The following is an 18,902-nucleotide window of genomic DNA, read 5'->3' as shown; positions in this document are numbered from 1 at the left end:
TACCGGGCTCAGATGGCCGTCACGTGGTCGTACTCCTCGTCGAGCGCCTGTGCGTCTTCGTCCAGCAGCGCGATGACGAGGAACTCTGTGGTGTCGGCGAAGTAGTCGACCAGTGCCGCGATGCGGTCGGAGTCGATGGCCTCCAGGGAGTCGAGGAGCATGAACGGGACCGTCTCGTGGAGGTCGTGGACGAGATAGCCCGCCAGCGCGAAGACGAGGCCGACCACCTCCCGTTCGCTCTCCGAGAGGTGATCGACGGTGTCCCGGTAGGCTGCGCCGTTCTCCGTGGATCGGACGATGTGGAGTTCGAAGCCCGCCTTCTCGACCGTCCGACGGCCCTCACGAACCTGCTGCTCGACGCGCTCGATCCACACGCGATCGAGGTTGTCGTAGCCAAGGATGTCCAGAACGGCCGCCATGTGCTCGTTGAAGGCCTCGACGGCCTCGTTCTCTATCTGGGCGACCTTGGTCCGCTTGTCCTCGAGCGTCTCGACAACCGCCTCCCGGTCTGCCCGGAGTTCCTCGGCGCGTTCGATCGAGGCCTCTATCTCGCTGATCTCGTCGGTCACGTCGTCGAGGGTCGACTCGAGTCGGTCGACCTCGAACTCGAGTTGGTTGGCCTCGCGGTGGAGGTCGAGAATCTCCTCGAAGTCGTCCGACTCGAGTTCCTCGACGGCAGATTCGAGGCGCTCGACGTCCTGGGTGCGCTCCGCACGACGCTCTCTGAGATGCTCGAGTTGCTCCGTCCGCTGGTCGAGTTCCTCGGCCACCTCGTCGAGTCTGTTCTCGATCTCTCGTCGCCGTCGCCGTCGGTCCTCCGCCTCCCGCTTGTCGCTCTTGAGTGACTCAAGGTCTGTTTTCACCTCCGAGAGTTCGGCCAGTTTCTCTTCGCGGAGCGACGTGAGTCGGTCGACGGTATCGGTGATCTGGTCGCGCTCGACCGTCGAGCCACAGGTCCAGCAGACGACGGACTGCTCGTCGTCGAGCAACTGGTCGGTGACCGATCCGTCGGCATCGGGCCCCTCCGCGTCCGTCTCGTCCAACACGTTGTAGTCGCCGGACTCCAACCGTTCCTCGTTGTACTGCACGAGGCGCTGCAGGTCGGAGATGTCGTTGTTCAGAGTCTGTCTGCGGGTTCGCAGGCGCGCGATCTCGTCTTCGAGGTGCTCTACTGCTCCCGGCTCCGTCTCGGGAAGGTCTTCGAGTTCCTCCGTGAGGTCGCTTCGTTCCTGTTTCAACGAGCGTAGACTCTTCTCGCGGGCGTCGATCTGACGTCGAAGCGACTCGAGATCCGAGCGCGTCTCCCGTAAGTCGTCGAGGTGCGACTCGAGTTTCTCCTGTTCACGACGACTCTCTCGAACGTCGTGACCACTCTCGTCGATCTCGGCTTCCTTCTCGGCGAGGGCCGCTCGCTCGGCTTCGATCTTCTCGCGGAGCGAGTTCCGTCGTCGCTCGAGGTCCGGGAGGTCCCGCTTCCGGGACTCGATCCGTTCCAGTTCGTCGGTGATCTCCGCCTTCTCGGCTTCGAGGCGGTTGATCTCCGCCTCGATGGCGTCTGTGTCGACGGGCCGCATGATGACGTCACGGAGGTCGTCGCCCCGGGCCACCGACCGCCTGGCCTCGTTGTACTCGAGCAAGAACGCGAAGAGATCAGCCACGTCGGGGTCTTCCAGATAGCTCTCACCGGAGAACCGGACGTCCCCACCGGTACGGGAGAGGGTTCGCTCGTACGTCTCACCGTCCGTGTGCAACCGAACGGATCCCTCCTCGGCGTCGCCTTTCAGCGTCGCGTTCTGGCTTCCCATCGCGGCCATGACCGACTGGAGGAACGACGTCCTGTTCGTCGCGTTCTCGCCCGAGAGAACCGTGACCCCCGGTTGCAGTGTGAGTTCGGTCTCGTCGATGCCCCCGATGTTCTCGACGGCGAACTCTACGGAGTCGTTCACGTGGTCTGGCGTCGACATACGTGGATCCTGCCCCGAGTATTTAATAAATCTTCCCAGTGCGGCACGTCACAGTAGAATAACAAGGGTACATTTGTTATTCCCGGCCGAGGACACCCTCCGACGATGTCGTCTCCCTCCCGAGCGCACTCGCCCGATATGAGACTGTCTTATATAACTGATATCTGATACTACTCAATATATACCAAAAAAATTAGTTTTCCGGAGACGGCCCAATAGTCGAACACAATTTCTCGATAGAGTGACGGCTATGCCACTATTTCCAGACGATACAATGCGTATCTCGGTCAATATAGTACGAGTTACGAGTCGAAATCTGGTTTGCTTCTATTCTATCGAAATTACTCGAACGGCGTGACATCGAGACGACGGTCGGTCGGCGTAGACGACAGAGAAGGCCTCTGTCTGCGAACAAAATAGGTTTGGCGATCCAGATCAATTCTGGACGGTCAGTTCAGCGAGTCGCTCTGCCCGAGAGTAATCCAAGAAATACATACTACTTTGATAGCTGGTACGTTTATGCTCGACTGCCGAGGGGATCCGTCTTCGCGTTCCGTTCGTGCCGAACTACCGTGTCTGCACCCGGCAGGTGAACCGCTCCCGTCGAGAAACTGGTCTCTCCACAGACGATCGGAGGAATCTGCTCGACACCACCCGTCCGTTCGCGTACTCGACGAAACGATAGAATTTCTGCCCGCCCGAGCGTGCGACTCCCGGCGAACGGGCCGAGTAACGAGGTGAACGGGCCGAGTGACGAACCGTCGTTGCATCGTCGGGGCTGGGGGGTCGTCGACGTGAACGACCCGGTCGGATCGGGCTACGAGTGGTCCTCGGGACCGCCGACACTGTTTCGAGAGCCGAGCGCGAACGTGGCGAACAGCGCACCGACGAGTCCGAGGCCACTGCCGAGCGCGAACAGGTCCTCGAAGTCGTAGCCGGACGACTCGCCGGCGCCGCCCCCGGAGCCGCGTCCACCGACCACGACTACGCCCTTCATCCCCATCATCTCGTGAGGGACGCAGGCGTACTTGTAGACACCCGTCGCCTCGAACGTCTGCTCGAAGGTGTGGCCCGCGTCGGTGGTCAACTCGCTCTCGAAGGAGCCGTCCTCGGCGACGACGTTGTGCGCGTTGCCCTTCCCGGACCACTCCCAGACGACCGTCGTCCCCGGATCGACGCGGACCGCCGGCGGGTCGAACGCGTAGGTGCCGTTGTTCCCCTCCGCGCCGACCGTGATCGTGATCTCCGACTCGCCGGTCCTGTCGGCCGTCCCGTCGAAGTTGCCGACGTTCTCGAACCAGCCGCCGTACTCCGGTCCGGTCGACTGCTCGGACTGACCGCCGCCGCTCCCACCGATCTGGCCGGGGTCACCGACGACGACTGCGCCCTTCATCCCCATCGCCTTGTGCGGGAGGCAGGCGTACTTGACGAGGCCCGTCTCCTCGAACGTCTGCTCGTAGGTGTGGCCGGCCTCGGTGCTCAGTTCGCTCTCGAAGGAGCCGTCCTCGGCGACGACGTTGTGCGCGTTGCCCTTCCCGGACCACTCCCAGACGACCGTGGTACCGGGGTCGACCCTGACTGCGGCCGGCCCGAAGGCGTAGTTCCCGTTGTTCCCCTCCGCGCCGACCGTGATCGTGACCTCGGACTGGCCGCGCTTGTCGACGGTGCCGTCGTAGTTCGACACGGTGTCGAACCAGCCGCCGTAGTTCGGTTCACTGTCCTCCTGTCCGGCGACTGGCGTCGCGGCGGTCGCGGCGAGACTCGCGGCCGTCGCACCGGTGGCACCGCGCAGTAGCGTCCGCCGCGTGAGTGTCGGGTCGGTGTGTGGTGATGACATAGTTGTGGCTCGTGTGCGTCGTCAGACCTCGTACCCCGCGTACTCCATCAACTGTGCGAAGATGTCGGTGTCCATCACCTGCTTGTAGACGATGCCCGAGAGCATCCCGCCGGGGTAGAAGCTCCCGTTCATCACGTGGTTCACCTTGTGACAGTGCATCAGGTAGATGCCAGGTTGTGAATCGGCGGTGAACTCGATCGTGTGGCGTTCTGCGGGCGCGAGGTCACAGATGTCCATGTCGTACCGGGCGGACTCGGGGATCACGCCGCCGTCCTTCTCGACACGCTGGAAGCGGTGGTTGTGGATGTGCAGTGGGTGGTTCATGTAGCCGCCGTTGACCCAGTGGACCCGCACCGTGTCGCCCTGCTCGACGATCAGCGGCGACCCTTTCTCGGGGTGGAGCGTCCGAGGCGCGGACTTCCCGTTGATGGTGAACACGTCCGGCTTCCGGGTCCGGGGACTGTAGGAGGCGTCCTCGCCGGCCATCATGCGGTTGAGCCGGGAGTCCCAGTCCTTCATCGTCATGAAGTACTCCTTGTCGGCCGGTTCGTACCCCTTCGGATCGACGCGGAAGATGCCGTACATCCCCATGTCGATGTGGCGGTGCGTCTGGAAGTGACAGTGGTAGACGTGCGTCCCCGGTACGTTCGCGGGGATGGAGTAGGTGTGCTTCTCGCCAGGGTCGACCGTGATCCCGGTCGTCGTGGGGACGCCGTCGTCTTTCCACGCCTTCTGGACGCCGTGGAAGTGGACGGTGTGTGCGCGCATCCCCTCGGTGTTGTCCAGCGTGACCTCCATGTCCTCGCCCTCGGTGGTCCGGATGATCGGCCCGGGGACGCTCGGATCCCGGTCGTCGGCCTGGAAGGCCCACACGCGCGGGAGTTCGACCGGGCCACCCATCGTCTCCAGCGGGTGTACCTCGTGGAACGCCGGTTGGGTCTTCAGCGTGACCGACCCGCCCTGTTCGTCGACGTTGACGACCTCCGGGGGACTGGTCGTCGGGAGGTTCTGCTGGCGTGCGGCCGAGGTGGTGGACTGCTCTTGCACGCTCCCCTGATCCGTCGGTGCCTGACAGCCAGCGAGGACGCCAGCGCCGGCAGTGCCGGTGGCTGCGAGAAATTCACGGCGCGACACGCCCGTCCCAGGTGCTCCGATGGGATCACTCATCACACTCCGTCGTAAGAATCCCCGTCAAGTAGGGGGTCGGGACGATTCTATCCCGCTGAGAACGGCCCGTAGGTGTTCGGCCCTTTATTTATACAGCCAGAAAATCGGCGTTGCAGCCTCCCAGAACGGCGCGCTGTGAGCGCGAATGTCGGCGTCGATACGTCGATCGGTCGGACGCTCGCCGCTTACCTCGCGGCGGGCATCCGGTCGTCGGCCCAGACGTAGTCGGACACGATCATCGCGTCCAGACTCTCGTCGGCCAGCGCCCCGGTTGCGAGGACTGTGTGGGCGGTCGCGCCGTCGAAGTCGATGCCGGGGCGACTCAGGACGGCGTCCTCGGAGTCGTTCGGGCGGACCTCGATGTCGTAATCGAGCGACGAGTACACCCCACGTCTCCCGGCCGGTCGATCTGGCGACGGCTCACAGGTCGACCGTCTCGTCGGCCGGGAACACGATCCCGAACGTCTCGGCGAGCAGGTCGTGATACGCCTCCGCCGTGACCGCTCGTTCCTCGGTCTCGCCGCCGCGCGTCTCGGAGAACGTCTCCGGCGTGAGCTTCACCGACCCGTCCGGGGTCGCCATCGTCACCGAGGGGGTGCCGACGAAGCCGGACTCCGGGGCCGACTGGAGGTACTCACAGGTCGCGGCGAAGTACGACAGCGATCGCGGCGTCGTGTCGAAGACGTACCGGTCCTGCCACGACTCGTCCGTGCGGTACTGGAGGAGGTACTCGGCGTCCGGCCGGTCGCTCCCGACGACGCGCCACTGGACGCCGGCCTCGTCGGTCGGCGGCGACTCTGTCGGCGTGAGCGGGAGTGGCGCGCGGAGCATCGGCTGTCCCATCCCGACGTCGACGAGGTACGGCCTGTCGAGCGTGACGAGCAGTGGGTGGTGGTTCGCCGGCAGTTCGATGGCACCGACCATCCGGGCGGCCAGCCGCGTCACCTCGAAGCCGAGGGCGTCCAACAGCCAGCCGAACGCGCCGTTCAACTCGAAACAGAACCCGCCGCGTTCCTGCTCAACGACCTTCTCGTAGAGTCGTGTGGGCGACAACGAGACGCCACCGCCGGCCCGCCCCGAGACCGGATCGCCGTTGATCGAGAACGTCTCGAAGGGGACCGACGTGACGTGTGCACGCTGGAGACGCGCGAGCGTGTCGAGATCAGCGTCGCCGACCTCGGCGGGCGAGACCGCGATCCGGGAGAGGTAGGCACTCGCGTCTCCCACGCGCGAGTCGTCCGGAGGCGTGGAGGGTGTCATGCCGTGACAGTGGTCCCGACACGGGATACATCTGCTGTCGATGCGTCGCCGAGCGTCGACAGCGGGTGCGACCCACTCCTCGTCGGTCGGTGGGCGTCGGCCGACCAGTCCCGGACCGACCCGGCCGCCACCCGGTCGGTGCCGTCACCGAAGAGGAGCGACGGGAGCGAGCGTGACGACGACTGGAGCGAGCGTGACGACGACTGGAGCGAGGGTGACCACGACGGGAGCGAGCGTGACGACGACGCGAGTCATCACAGAGCCCGCTCGAGCATCTCGGCGAGTGCGGGGAGACGGGGTCTCCCGTCCCACCCCAATGTTCATGTGAGGCAGTCCCAACCTGTGGGTGTCTTCAGCGCCCGCCGTCGGTGGCATCGCGCTGTCACAGCAGTCGGTTCGGTCAGCCGTCCGACGCGAAGCCGACCACGGTTCAGGAGCCGATCAGCAATGACCACGACCCACAGAGTGCTCGTCCCGTTCGAGTTGCCAGACGCCGACCCGCTTCCGTCGGTGTTGATCGAGACGTTGACCGAGATAGAGGCCGTCGTCCTCGGCCACTACGGCCTGCCCGAACAGACGCCGCCGTCGGTGGCACGCGACCAGTTCGAGGCCGAGGCCAGCGCGGAAGTCGACGCGTTGGCCCGCCCCTTCGCGGACGCCGGTATCCCCGTGACGACACGGCTCGTGTTCGGCAAGGCCCGCGAGAAGACGATCGACCGCGTCGCCATCGAGGAGGACTGCGACGTGATTCTGACGCCGGGCGAGGCGACCGCCGTCGAGACCGTCTTCGTCCCGCTCAGAGGCGAGACGAACTTCGACCGCATCCTCTCGTTCGTCGTGGAACTGCTGACCGCGACCGACGCGACCGTCACCCTGTTTCACGCCGGCGACGACTCCGACCGCCTGCCGGGCGAGCAAATTCTCGCCGACGCGGCCGAGTACCTCGCGGACGCCGGCATCGCCCCCGAGCGTGTCGACCAGCAACTGGCCGAAGGCGGCGACGTTGGTCGGAGTATCGTCGACCTCGGTGACGCGTACGACCTCATCGTGCTGGGCGAGACGGAGCCCTCGCTGGTGGATCGCATCTTCGGGAGTGTCCCCGCGCAGGTGACTGCCGACTCCGACGACCCGGCGTTCGTCGTCCGGAACGTCGAGGAGTCGTGATCGTATGAGCGAGGATCTGGAACGCGACCTGGGCCTGTACGCGACGATCACGATCAGCATGGGCGCGATGATCGGGAGCGGCATCTTCGTTCTCCCCGCACTGGGTCTCACGAAGGCCGGGCCGGCGGTGATCGTCGCGTACGTCCTCGCCGGCCTCGTGGTCCTGCCGGCGGCGCTGTCGAAAGCCGAGATGGCGACCGCGATGCCGGAATCCGGCGGCACGTACCTCTACATCGACCGCGCGATGGGGCCGCTGTTCGGCACCGTCGCCGGAATCGGTGCGTGGTTCTCGCTCGTCTTCAAGAGTTCCTTCGCGCTGGTCGGGCTCGGCGCGTACCTCCTGTTGCTCGTGCCGCTGTCGGGCGGACTGGTGAAGGTCGTCGCACTCGGACTCGCCGTACTCATCGTCGTGCTCAACATCGTCGGGACGAAACAGAGCGGGAAGGCACAGGCGGTCATCGTCACTGCGGTCGTCGTCGCGCTGGCGGCGTACGTCCTCAATGCGGGCTTCGCCGTCGAGTCTGCGCGCTTTCAGCCGTTCGCCAGCGAGGGACCGGACGGCATCGTCACCGCGGCGGCGTTCGTCTTCGTCTCGTACGCCGGGGTGACCAAGATCGCCAGCGTCGCCGAGGAGGTGCAGAACCCCGACCGCAACCTGCCGCTCGGGATCCTCGTCTCGATGGGGATCATGCTGGTGCTGTACGCGCTGGTCGTCGCGGCGGTCGTCGGCCTCAACGACCCCGAACCGCTGTCCACGACCGGACCGAACGGCGGCCCCTCGCTGACGCCGATGGCCGACGGCGCGGGCCAACTGTTCGCAGGGTTCGGCGTCGTCGCCGTCTCGCTGGTCGCGGTGTTGGCACTGACGAGCATGGCGAACGCCGGCGTGCTCGCGTCCTCGCGGTTTCCACTGGCGATGAGCCGTGACTCGTTGGCACCCCAGCGCCTCGCACGAGTCAGCAGACGGTTCAAGACGCCTCGGAACGCCATCCTGCTGACCGGTGGCCTCCTCGCCGCGCTGATCGCGTTCGTCCCGGTCGTCGAACTGGCGAAACTGGCGAGCGCGTTCCAGATTCTCGTGTTCGCCATCGTCAACGTCGCCTTGATCGTCTTCCGCAGGAGCGGGGTCGACTCCTACGATCCCTCGTTCCGGGCACCGGCCTACCCGTATCTCCAGATCGCCGGCGTGATCGGTGGGTTCGCCCTGCTCACGCAGATGGGCACGCTCCCGATTCTCGGCGCGGCCGGGATCATCGTCGGCGGCGTCGGCTGGTACCTGCTGTACGGTCGCAGTCGGACCGACCGCGAGGGCGCACTCGGGGTCATCTTGGCGCGACGACGCGAGGAGGAACCGGTGTCGTCCGACTGAGGCCGTCTGCATCGTCTCCGCCTCGTGTCGTCGGGAGGGCGGCGGTCGACTCAGTCGTCATCTGGCGGCGACGCTACCGGCGGCCGCGACTTCCGGGTCACCGTCCACGTCTGCGGGGCACCGGCGAACTGGAGGTACAGCGAGTGCAGTTGGACTAGCCACCCGAACGCGATCCACAGGTAGGCCGCCGCGACCGTCTCGACGATGCGCCGGAGCGACGTCGACGCCGGGATGTCCGGGTCGCGGAAGACCGCGTACGCGAAGGAGATGGCACGCTCGGGGAGGAGGAAGACGGCGAACGCCGCAGCCACCGGCAGGGAGAGTTGGAGCGAGGCGTCGAGTGCGACGGTCGGGACCACGAGCGCGGGAAAGATGACGTACAGCGGTGCGCTCACCGCGAGGAGCAGGAGCCACGACAGTCCGGCGGTGCGGCGGAGCCCGAGTGCCCGCCACGATCGGACGACGTCGCCGAGGTGGCGACCGGCGACCTGTGCCCAGCCACGGGCCCAGCGTTCCCGCTGTCGCAGTAGCGACGTCCACGACCCCGGGAGCAGTTCGCGGGCACCCATCTCGGGGACGTACACCACGTCCCAGTCGGTCTGGAGGTACAGCCGGATCGTCAGGTCGATGTCTTCGGTGAGGAGGTCGGACGCGAAGCCGTCCACGTCCGGAAGCACCTCGCGCTGGAGGACCGCGGCCGACCCGGCGAAGTGGGCCGCCGCGAGAACGTCGGCGTCGAAGGGGTGGTCGAGCCACGTACTGTGCTGGCGCTCCGCGCTGACGAATCGGGACAGTCGCGAGGCGTCCGGGTAGGTGGCGTACTTCCGGCCCTGGACGATGCCGACGTCCGGGCGGGCCGACAGCACGCGGAGGGCGCGGGTGACGAACGACGCGCCGACCGTCTCGTCGGCGTCGAGCAGCAGGACGTACGGTGTCTCGACGTGCTCCCACACCTGGTTCAGGTCGCCGGCCTTCGACCCGCCGGTGCCCTCCACGACCCTGATCCGGTCGGGGTGGTCCTCACGGACTGCCTGCATGACCTCCTGTGTGCCGTCCGACGATCTGGCCGCCGGAACGAGGAGGAACGGCAACGGATCGAGTGCGGCCACGTTCTCGCGGAGCGACGCGGAGAGGGCGTCGACCTCGTTCGCGCCCGTGACGACCACCGTGACCCCTGCGTCTGCGAGTGCGGTCGTGGGGTCTGTGGGGTCGGCATCCGGATCACGACGCCGTGCGTACAGGAGCATCGCGTAGTTCAACACCACGCCGACGAGGAGGGCGGCGAGGAAGACGCGGAACACCGGCCCGAGGAGTCCCGGAGCCGCGACGAAGATGCCGAGTACGAAGCCGTTTACGACGACGAACAGCGTCGAGACGTGCTGGCTCACGGTCACGGCGGGGCTGTCGAGCCACCCGAGTGCGAGCGGGGCGGACTGTGGCACGCCGAGCGTCGCGAGTGCGACGGCCGCCGCCGCACCGGTCACCGTCGCGAACAACTGGGTGAGAGGCGTGCGGAGCCCCAGCGTCCCGGTCTGTGTGGTGAGGACCATCGCGGTCGCGCCGAGGACCCCGACGACGATCGCACCGAGGAGCACCCCCTCCCAGCGGCGGCGATCCGTCTCGGGTTCGGGCGGGACCGTCCCCGAGGAGAGCGTCCGTGCCCAGAACGCGTTGAGCAGGAGGACGCCGAACCCACCGGCGTACAGCAGCAGTCCCGCTCGCGGGACGGTCGGCCCGCCCGGGAACGTGAGCACCGAGCCGGCGAAGATCGCCCCGTGGCTCATGAGCAACACCGCCACGCGGGCACGGAGCGTGGGCCTGGCCGGGCGGATGTCGACGCTGACGAGGAGCGCCTGGAACGCGGTCGCGAGTATCAGCAACCGGACCGTGAGCGGCGCGGCGGCGGTCCCGGGTAACACGCCCGCGGCGAACGCGACGCCACTGACGAACGCGAGCCCACCGACGCCGACGATAGCGAGGCGAAGTCCGCTGCTCGCCTCTCGGCCGACCGTCCGGCGGATCTCCGCCGACAGCGAGAAGAGCGCGAGGGCACCGCCACCCGTCGCGAGGAGTGCGTACCCGGTCGGTCGGGTCTCCGGACCGAGGCCGACGCCGACGGTCCCGACGAGCGTGACGACCAGCGAGAGTGCCCAGGCGGCCGTGTAGAGACGCTCCGGGAAGAAGCTGTGTTCCGGCCAGGACTCGACCCGGCTACTCATCGCGGGTCACGGCTCCCGGAGGGCCGATCGATCGCTGTCGCAGACCGTGCTCGTATGCTAACGAGTGACATTACCAGTTAGTGGTAACTTGTACTCAATAAGCACACCGGATAACCGTCGACGCCGGCCCGTCGCCGATTCGCCCTCGAACCGTGTCTCCACACCGGTCGTCCCGTCGACGGGGGTCCCTCGGCGGTGCGCTGGCTCTTCTACTCTCGAACGGGCAGTCGACCGGCTCTGCACAGCCCAAAATTCTATGTAATCATCTGAACAATGTCGGGCGACTAAGAATCGATGAGTCCGTTCTCAGTCTTCGCTCCAGGGGTCGGGTGGCCGCTTCAGCTCCCGCCAGTACAACTACCTGTGTCACTCGACGTGATCGTCGTGTTGGCGATCATCGCGGTCGTCTTCGTCCTCTTCGTCACCCAGCCGGTTCCGATCGACGCCACTGCGGTCGGTCTCGTGGTCACGCTCGTCCTCCTCGGCGAGTGGACCGGCGTGTCACCGGCACAGGGGGTCTCTGGTTTCTCTAACCCCGCCACGCTCACCGTCCTAGCGATGTTCGTCCTGAGCGAAGGTGTCCGACGAACCGGCGTCATTCAGATTCTCACGCGGAAACTGATCGCGTTCGCCGGCGACAACGAGTTCCGACAGTTGCTGGCCACGGTCACGCTCTCCGGGCCGCCGGGTGGGGTCGTCAGCAACGTCTCGGTCGTCGCCGTGTTGATCCCGGCGATCATGAACCTCGCCCGCCAGACGAAGACGTCGCCCTCGAAGCTGCTGATCCCGCTCTCGTTCGCCTCGATGCTCGGCGGGATGCTCACCGTCGTCGGGACGATCACGAACCTCCTGGCGAGCGAGGTGTGGGTCCAGGTCGGCGGGCCCGACGCGGAGCCGTTCGCCCTGCTCGAGTTCACACAACTGGGTGCGATCGTCCTGCTCGTGGGGATCGTGTACCTGCTCACCGTCGGCCGGTACCTCACGCCCGCACGGATCGAACCCGCAGACTCGCCCACCGACGCGTTCGGGATGAACGACTATCTCACTGACGTCGTCGTCATGGAAGACTCCTCGCTCGTCGGGTCGCGGGTCAGGGAACTGAGCGAGGAGGACCTCGACTTGGACGTGTTTCAGATCGTCCGTGGCACGCGGACGCTCGCCCGCGGACTCGCATCGGAACGGATCGAGGCCGGCGACGTCCTCTCTGTCAGGGCCGACCAGGAGACCCTCCAGGAGATTCTCGAACAGGAGGACCTCCAGTTGTTACCGGAGGTCATCGAGGCGGCCGCAGACGACGACGCGGCCCTCCCGCCGGGGTTCTCGCCAGCGCGTCACGGCGCGGGGGCGGTCGCTGCCGCGGAGACCGGGGACGACGGTGCGCTCACAGACGGCGAGACGGCCAGTGAAACGACAGAGGAGACCCCCGACGAAGGCGAGGAGGAAGCTCCAGACGAGACGACAGAAGAGACGACCGAGGAGACCCCAGACGAGGAGATCGAACTGACCGAGGTCGTCCTGCTGCCCGGTGCCTGGTCGACCCGGCGCAGCGCCCTCACAGACTTCGAGAACGACTACGACGTCACGGTGCTGGCGATCCGGCGTGGCGACGAGGTGATCCGGCAGCGTCTCCGGGAGGTCCGCCTGCAGGCCGGCGACGTCATCCTCGTCCAGGCCCCCGATCAGGTACTCGATCGCATCGCGAGAGACGTGAACGTCGCCATCGCCGGCGAGGACCGGTGGGAGGACTTCGACCGATCGAAGATCCCCGTCGCGCTGGGCATCCTCGCCGGTGCGCTCGGACTCGCCGCACTGGACGTCCTCACGCTCATGGTGAGTGCGCTGACCGGCGTCGCGGCGATGTTCTTCACGGGCATCCTCACGCCCGAAGACGCCTACGAGGCTATCGACTGGGAAGTGATCTTCATGGTCGCAGGCGTCATCCCGCTCGGCATCGCGGTCGAGGCCTCCGGGACAGCGGACCTCATCGCCGACCTCGTCGTGTCCGTCAGCGTTCTCTTCCCCGTGATCGCGGTCCTGGGGCTGTTCTACTTGGGGACCGCGATCATCACGGAGATGATCAGTAACTCGGCCAGCGTCGTCTTGCTGCTCCCGATCGGGGTCGAGGTCGCCGGCCAACTCGGGGCCAATCCCTTCGCGTTCGCGCTGGCCGTGACCTTCGCTGCCAGTACCCCGCTACTGACGCCCGTCGGCTACCAGACGAACCTCATGGTTTACGGGCCGGGCGGATACAAGTTCACCGACTTCGCCCGTGTCGGCGCCCCCTTACAGCTGATTCTGACGCTCGTGACGACTGCCGGGATCGCGTTCTTCTGGGGACTGTGACAGCAGTCGGCTTCGGCACGGACCGGCTCTCGGCGTCCGGGGTCACTTCACGGATATCACAGGGACGTCGGCACGGCGAACCACACGTTCGGTGACGCTCCCGAGCAGGATCCGGCGTACTCCCTTCCGGCCGTGTGTGCCCATGACGATACAGTCGACGTCGTGGTCCGCTGCGTATCTGACGATCTCGAAAGACGGAGGGCCGGTCAGTATCGCGGTTGCGGTCGACAGGTAGGTCGAAGACTGGACTCGCCCGAGGGCGGCCTCCAGTGCCGTCTCGCCGATCTCTTCGAGGGTCTCACGCAGTCTGCGAGCCCTGTCGCCGTCTAGCACCTGTCCCTCCTCGACGACGTAGACGATGTGTAACGTCGCGTCGACCGCTCGCGCCAAATCACCGGCATGGTCGACAGCAGTGTGTGCACACTCGCTCCCGTCGGTCGGAACGAGTATCGAACTGATGTCCGAGTCGACGACGGTCTCTTCGTGGACCGTCACGACTGGGACGGGAGACTCACGGAGGGTCAGTTCAGTGACGCTCCCGAGGACTGCTCGGCGAATGTCGAGTCCACTCCGTCCCCGAGTTCCCATCACGATACAGTCGATACCGTGTCTGTCGGCATACGAGAGGATCTCGTCGTGGATCGGCTCCCTCCGGTCGATGATCCGCTCTGTCGTCTCGACACCGGCAGCGGTAGCCAGGTCGACGGCCGCCTGCACTGCCCGCTCGCCGCTCCGGGCGGGGTTGGTGGACCCGTCCGTGTCGCTCGCGGGTCGGTCGGCCTCGAGGACGTGAACGACGTGGAGGTCCGCGTCGAACTGTGCGGCGAGCGTCACGGCTGTTTCAGCAGCGGTCGCCGAGACCTCACTCCCGTCGGTCGGTAGTAGCATACGTCGATACATGACGACTCTCTCCTTGACCGTCGATCGCTGGCGAGATAAATCTGGACTCTCAGCGCAGTTATCCGGGTTCCTGGACGAGCAGATACCGAACCTGCACGGCGACGTTTCGCCCGGCGATTCGATCGACACGGGTGTCGATCTCGTCACCCAACGCCGGTGGTGCCTCCCCTCGCGGCGCCCCGATCAAGATGGTGACCCGGGAGGGAGTCTGCGCGAGCAGATTGTCGGCGTACTCGAACTGGATCTCGAGGAGGACGAACTCCGAGTAGGCCGGCGCGTCGAGAATCTCCCGAACGTCGTCCTGGATCGACTGTTCGACGGTGGACGTCTGATACGAAGAGAACGTCACGCTCCCGAGGAACGCAGAGAGGAGCAGGATGCTCACCAGCAGGACACCGACACGCTTGAGGAACATCTTCCGGGTCTGCTCGATGTGGAACCACTTCTCGGGCCGATAGCCCATGTACCAGAGCACGACCAGCGCGGCGAGATTGATCGACAGGACGTTGACGAGGAGTAACACGCCGGAGCCCACGGCGAGTGCGGTGTTGCCCCAGGCGAGACCGATCCCGACCGTCGCTGCAGGCGGGACGAGTGCGACGGCGATCATGACGCCGACCAGTGCCGAAGAGAGGCCCGACGCGAGACTGATCACGCCCGCAGCACCGGAACCGAGAGCGACGACGAGTGACAGGATGTCCGGACGGAACCGCTCGCGAATCTGTGCGATCGACAGGAGGTCCAATCCCGGGGGGACGAGGTTCCCGGCCCTGATGAGAACCGCAAAGACGGCTGCCCCGCCGATCGTGAGGGCGGCGCCGATGAGTTGCAGTTTGACACCGTCACGGAAGAGATCGCGATCACGGAAGACCGTCCCGACGCTCGTCGCCATCGCGGGCCCGATGAGCGGTGCGATCACCATCGACCCGACAACGACGGCAGCCGAGTCCAGTAGTAAGCCCGCCGTCGCGATGATCGCACTCACGATGGTCATCCCGGCGTAGACGGGGATGGACGCCGGAACCAGGTCCGCAGCAGCACTCTGGAGTTCGTCTCTGGCGATCTGCTCGGGACTCTCGGCGTCCTCGGCGAACCGCGCTTCGAGTCGGTCGTACTCACGAGAGGTGATCGACTCCGTCTCGACTGTCACCGTGACGGCCTGCTCGTTCACTCCGGCGTCTCGAAGTCGGTCCAACACTGGCTCGACAGCACCAGTCGGCAGGGGAAAGTGCACAGCACAGGAGTAGTCCCGGCCACTCGACTCTTCGGTCAGCGTGTACTCGATCTCTTCGTCGTCGAGGACGTCGACGACGGCGTCCCGTTTGCCGATCGGAACGGTCAGGAAGACCAGCCGAGCCATGAGGCCCACAACTTCGCCACGGGAGATAAATGATACCACGGTGGCTCTGACGGTGACTCGTGTATCGTTTCTCGGTATCAGGATGTGTTCGCGGTACTCCCCCCTTGGATACTACCGAATGAACTCCACTCACTCGCCTTCTCAGACCGTCGTCGCATCGTGGGCAGCCGCCTGGAGCCGATCGAGAAACGCCGGGTCGTACGTCTCATCGACGTGGTTCACGTTCCACAGCCCTGTCTCGCGACCCCGGATACAGCACCACCTGATGGAGTGCATCTTGCGGACAGGTGTGCCGTCCAAGTCGGAGAGTCCCATCATCGGCTCTGTTGAAATCCTCAATCGGTGATAGATTCCAAGAACCGTGCTGAATACAGGGCGCGTATCGGTCACTGACCGGTCGTCATCTGGTGGTGGCTCAGAGCGATAGATACAGAAGCTGTATTCAGCACCAGTTGCTGGTTGGTTTCACACCCAGAGCCGTGATTCAGCCGGTAGTCTGTGGCGTCTCGGTCGAGGTGGGGTGCTACAGCCAGCCGTCGGGGAGGTCGTCCTCGTGGCCGCGGAGCAGTTCGAGCAGCGGGCGGATCTCCTCGAAGTTCGGGCCTTTCGAGACTTCGTTGGCGTCACGATTCCAGCTGATGAACCCGTAATCCTCCAGTTTCGGGAGATGAACGTGTTGCATTCCCACGAGCCGTGTGAACTCCTCGTCTGCCGATTCGTTCTCGACAATGGCGACCGGTTCGTCGTCCTGTGGGTTGTGGGTCAGTAACGCGAGAAGCAGTTTGCGACGCTGAATGTGGCCGATCGCGTCGAGCATCTCGTTGAACGGACGATTCTGCGTATCGCCCATACCCTGTTTCTGCGTATCGCCCATACTGAACGAATGTTGCGTACACCCAAGTACTCCGACAGTTTTCATCCAAATTGGTTTGAGGAGGAACTGGGTGACACCGATTCACGGATTCGGAAACCCGTGTCACCGTACTCCCTCTGAATCCGAACGATCCGCGGACTGTATCGATCGGCTCGTACGTACCCCTCATTCGTGACCGACTTGCACCAACTTCCTAACAGATAGTTCTGAAATTCGTGCCTGAAATAAACGGATTCGACGTGCTGAATACACCCTCTGTATCTCGCACCCCGGTCCTATCAGCACTTGAGGGTTTCAACAGAGCCCCATCATCGAAATCCCAGTCATCCGCGTTGTAGGCTCCTCGAGAGACCGTATTGAACGATCAGCGGCAGTCCATCATCGTCCGAGGAGTCCGAAAGAAGCGGTGTGTGTGACGAGGGAATCTGCTGCTCGAGCAAAGAAGAAAGAGAGAATCCGGGGCGCAGGGAGAGAAGAATCTACTTCGGCCACGAGCAGGCGCCTCGTGGGGGCACTAGCAGTTGTCAATAATACCGTACGCGCCGGGATTCCAGTCTTCAGACCGGTGTGAGCATCAGATGCAATCGATAGACGGAAACCGATGCTCGAGATTTCGTGCTACTCGATCTGTCAGAAGTCATCAGTATACATCGCGTCCCTTCGTCGAACAGTCGATCTCTCGATCCGCATCGAGACGCCTCCAGATACCAGAATTCGGATGATACGCTATCACTCACTCTCCACCAGGGGAAGCCAAACGCACCGGCTCACCTCGGGCACTCGTCGCCGTCAGCCCCGAGTACACCCACCCTTTCGGATGATCCAGGCGATGCTCACCGCTCGGAGAACCCTTCAAACGTGCCCCCGTCTCCGTAGACAGCGTGATCGCCCTCGCTGACGGTGATGGAAAATCCGAGAACACGTGCATACCCTGTCCACTGCGACCGACGGCCCAGAGCTATTCTTCTCGAGGTTGTTTTCGGAGCGATTCGCGTGAGAACCTCTCAGACACCTCCAGAGCATCGATCGAGTCGTTCTGTGGGGAGTCGTCTTCGCGTATGGTTTCGTGATCCGAGCCCCACCATTCGGAGGAGGCCCGAGAGCCGGATGCGATTCTCCACGTAACCGTCGAGGAGGGTGCGTGTACTGAGTGGGTCTACGATCCTGAACTGACCGAAGAACGAGCGGAGGCCGCACAGCGTCGGTTCGATCGGCTCTCACAGCGGCCGCCGTCGGGTGATGAGGCGGAGACAGACGAAGACGAACGGTCGTAGACGGAACGCATTGTTCCGTATGCGAGAAGGGTCGTTCACCAGATATTAATAGAGCTACAAACTGGTGGCTCGGCGGATCCGAGGGATTAACCGCATTCGTAGTGACGATCCATGTACGGCAACCGAGGACCGAGCTGACTCTGACTCCCCGCTCGATGACGTGATGGAAGACATCCGTCGAGAGCTCGTCCGACGGGTCGTGGCGGGTGACCGAGACGCGAACCGGGACATCTACGACGCCCTCGAGACCGTGTGAGATATTCAGTTTCAGCTTCTTGAATCGTGTTCGCTGAGTACTGCGGGTAGTTGTGCTACTTTCCGGTTTTGAATCCCGAGACGGCGTCGTGACCTCTGTACCCGTTCAATCAGCGAATCGAATCGCCACTATGGACCCGCTCCCAAACAATTATTCAGTTCACGTTAAAACTGTGACTTGATGGGCATCTTTGGAGAGTTCCGCGTCCCTCCGCAAGCCCTCGCACTCTCCGAGACATTCGAGGCCGAGCCGGAGACTGCCATCCAGATCGACCGGGTTGTCGCTTCGGAAATGGAGTCCTTGACCCCGTACTTCATCGTCTCGGGAGTGTCGAACACTGCCTTCGAGGCCGCCGCCAGTTCGGACGAGTCGATCGATGCTCTCCAGCAGATTCTCGACGCCGAGATGGGGACGATGTATCGTGCGGTATGGGGAGATCGGGTCGAAGCCCTCGTCCAAGAGTACACGAATGAGGGGACATCGATTCTGAAAGCTATGGGTACGGCGGACGGGTGGGTTCTCCGGATTCGATTCGATGGTCATGCACTAATCGGCAAGTTCACATCCCATCTCCGCGATCGGGGGTTCTCGTTCGACCTGGTCCGTCTCCACGAGATGTCCTACGCCCAGACGGGCAGCCAGTTCGGGCTCACCCCGAAACAACAGGAGGCGCTGGTAACAGCGTGGCAGATGGGTTTCTTCGATCTTCCGAGGGAGACGTCGATGGTGGCCGTCGCTGAAGAACTCGATATCACCCCCCAGTCCCTCTCCGACCGGCTTCGCCGAGCGCAGAACACGCTCATCGGCGATGCGCTACGCGTGGCTCTGCCGACGAGCCAGGATAACTCCGCAGAAGATTGAGGTAGCGGTGGCACTCAGCGTTTCTATTCTGACTGGCCAACCGAGAGAAGTGAC

The 18,902-nt window shown here is 64.4% G+C and carries 14 protein-coding genes; 4 read left to right on the top strand and 10 right to left on the bottom strand.

Going from position 1 to position 18,902, the window contains the following annotated elements; all coding sequences use genetic code 11:
• Nucleotides 1-8: 8 nt before the first annotated feature.
• From LI337_RS18755 to LI337_RS18735, 5 genes are all read right to left on the bottom strand, one after another.
• Complete coding sequence (locus LI337_RS18755) at nucleotides 9-1,964, bottom strand: archaea-specific SMC-related protein (protein WP_227231460.1); 1,956 nt, start codon at nucleotides 1,962-1,964, stop codon at nucleotides 9-11.
• 817 nt (nucleotides 1,965-2,781) lie between these two features.
• Entirely contained in the window at nucleotides 2,782-3,801 is a 1,020-nt protein-coding gene (locus LI337_RS18750) for a halocyanin domain-containing protein (protein WP_227231459.1), read from the bottom strand.
• A gap of 21 nt (nucleotides 3,802-3,822) precedes the next feature.
• A complete protein-coding gene (locus LI337_RS18745) occupies nucleotides 3,823-4,968 on the bottom strand; it encodes a multicopper oxidase domain-containing protein (protein ID WP_227231458.1) in 1,146 nt (381 codons plus the stop codon).
• Nucleotides 4,969-5,153: 185 nt separating this feature from the next.
• Nucleotides 5,154-5,354: a hypothetical protein gene (locus LI337_RS18740; RefSeq protein WP_227231457.1), complete on the bottom strand. Its 201-nt coding sequence runs from the start codon at nucleotides 5,352-5,354 to the stop codon at nucleotides 5,154-5,156.
• Nucleotides 5,355-5,388: 34 nt separating this feature from the next.
• Nucleotides 5,389-6,228, bottom strand: a complete 840-nt coding sequence (locus tag LI337_RS18735) for an arylamine N-acetyltransferase family protein (protein WP_227231456.1) — start codon at nucleotides 6,226-6,228, stop codon at nucleotides 5,389-5,391.
• 447 nt (nucleotides 6,229-6,675) lie between these two features.
• Here LI337_RS18735 and LI337_RS18730 point away from each other — a divergent pair, with 447 nt between their 5' ends.
• Nucleotides 6,676-7,392 (top strand): universal stress protein, encoded by a 717-nt coding sequence (locus tag LI337_RS18730; RefSeq protein WP_227231455.1) that lies wholly within the window; start codon nucleotides 6,676-6,678, stop codon nucleotides 7,390-7,392.
• Between the two features lie 4 nt (nucleotides 7,393-7,396).
• Complete coding sequence (locus LI337_RS18725; protein WP_227231454.1) at nucleotides 7,397-8,761, top strand: APC family permease; 1,365 nt, start codon at nucleotides 7,397-7,399, stop codon at nucleotides 8,759-8,761.
• A 50-nt stretch (nucleotides 8,762-8,811) separates the two neighbouring features.
• Here the strand turns inward: LI337_RS18725 and LI337_RS18720 are convergent, their stop codons facing one another.
• Entirely contained in the window at nucleotides 8,812-10,980 is a 2,169-nt protein-coding gene (locus LI337_RS18720) for a glycosyltransferase family 2 protein (RefSeq protein WP_227231453.1), read from the bottom strand.
• Between the two features lie 363 nt (nucleotides 10,981-11,343).
• Between LI337_RS18720 and LI337_RS18715 the strand changes: the two genes are divergently transcribed.
• Nucleotides 11,344-13,323 carry an SLC13 family permease gene (locus LI337_RS18715; protein WP_345777778.1) on the top strand — a complete coding sequence of 660 codons (1,980 nt, stop codon included), beginning with the start codon at nucleotides 11,344-11,346 and terminating at the stop codon, nucleotides 13,321-13,323.
• Between the two features lie 42 nt (nucleotides 13,324-13,365).
• On the opposite strand, the gene LI337_RS18710 is transcribed toward LI337_RS18715, so the two are convergent.
• From LI337_RS18710 to LI337_RS18695, 4 genes are all read right to left on the bottom strand, one after another.
• Nucleotides 13,366-14,211, bottom strand: a complete 846-nt coding sequence (locus LI337_RS18710; protein ID WP_227231451.1) for a universal stress protein — start codon at nucleotides 14,209-14,211, stop codon at nucleotides 13,366-13,368.
• 70 nt (nucleotides 14,212-14,281) lie between these two features.
• Complete coding sequence (locus LI337_RS18705) at nucleotides 14,282-15,583, bottom strand: TIGR00341 family protein (RefSeq protein ID WP_227231450.1); 1,302 nt, start codon at nucleotides 15,581-15,583, stop codon at nucleotides 14,282-14,284.
• Between the two features lie 141 nt (nucleotides 15,584-15,724).
• Nucleotides 15,725-15,898 carry a GIY-YIG domain-containing protein gene (locus LI337_RS18700; RefSeq protein WP_227231449.1) on the bottom strand — a complete coding sequence of 58 codons (174 nt, stop codon included), beginning with the start codon at nucleotides 15,896-15,898 and terminating at the stop codon, nucleotides 15,725-15,727.
• Between the two features lie 208 nt (nucleotides 15,899-16,106).
• Complete coding sequence (locus LI337_RS18695; protein ID WP_227231448.1) at nucleotides 16,107-16,457, bottom strand: ArsR family transcriptional regulator; 351 nt, start codon at nucleotides 16,455-16,457, stop codon at nucleotides 16,107-16,109.
• A 1,710-nt stretch (nucleotides 16,458-18,167) separates the two neighbouring features.
• Between LI337_RS18695 and LI337_RS18690 the strand changes: the two genes are divergently transcribed.
• Nucleotides 18,168-18,848, top strand: coding sequence for a helix-turn-helix domain-containing protein (locus LI337_RS18690; RefSeq protein ID WP_227231447.1), 681 nt, complete (start codon nucleotides 18,168-18,170; stop codon nucleotides 18,846-18,848).
• Nucleotides 18,849-18,902: the final 54 nt, after the last annotated feature.

The organism is Salinirubrum litoreum, assembly GCF_020567425.1.
In the GTDB taxonomy this organism is placed as follows: Archaea; Halobacteriota; Halobacteria; order Halobacteriales; family Haloferacaceae; genus Salinirubrum; species Salinirubrum litoreum.
Note: the sequence above shows the minus strand (reverse complement) of the source record. Positions and strands in the feature narration are given on the sequence as shown.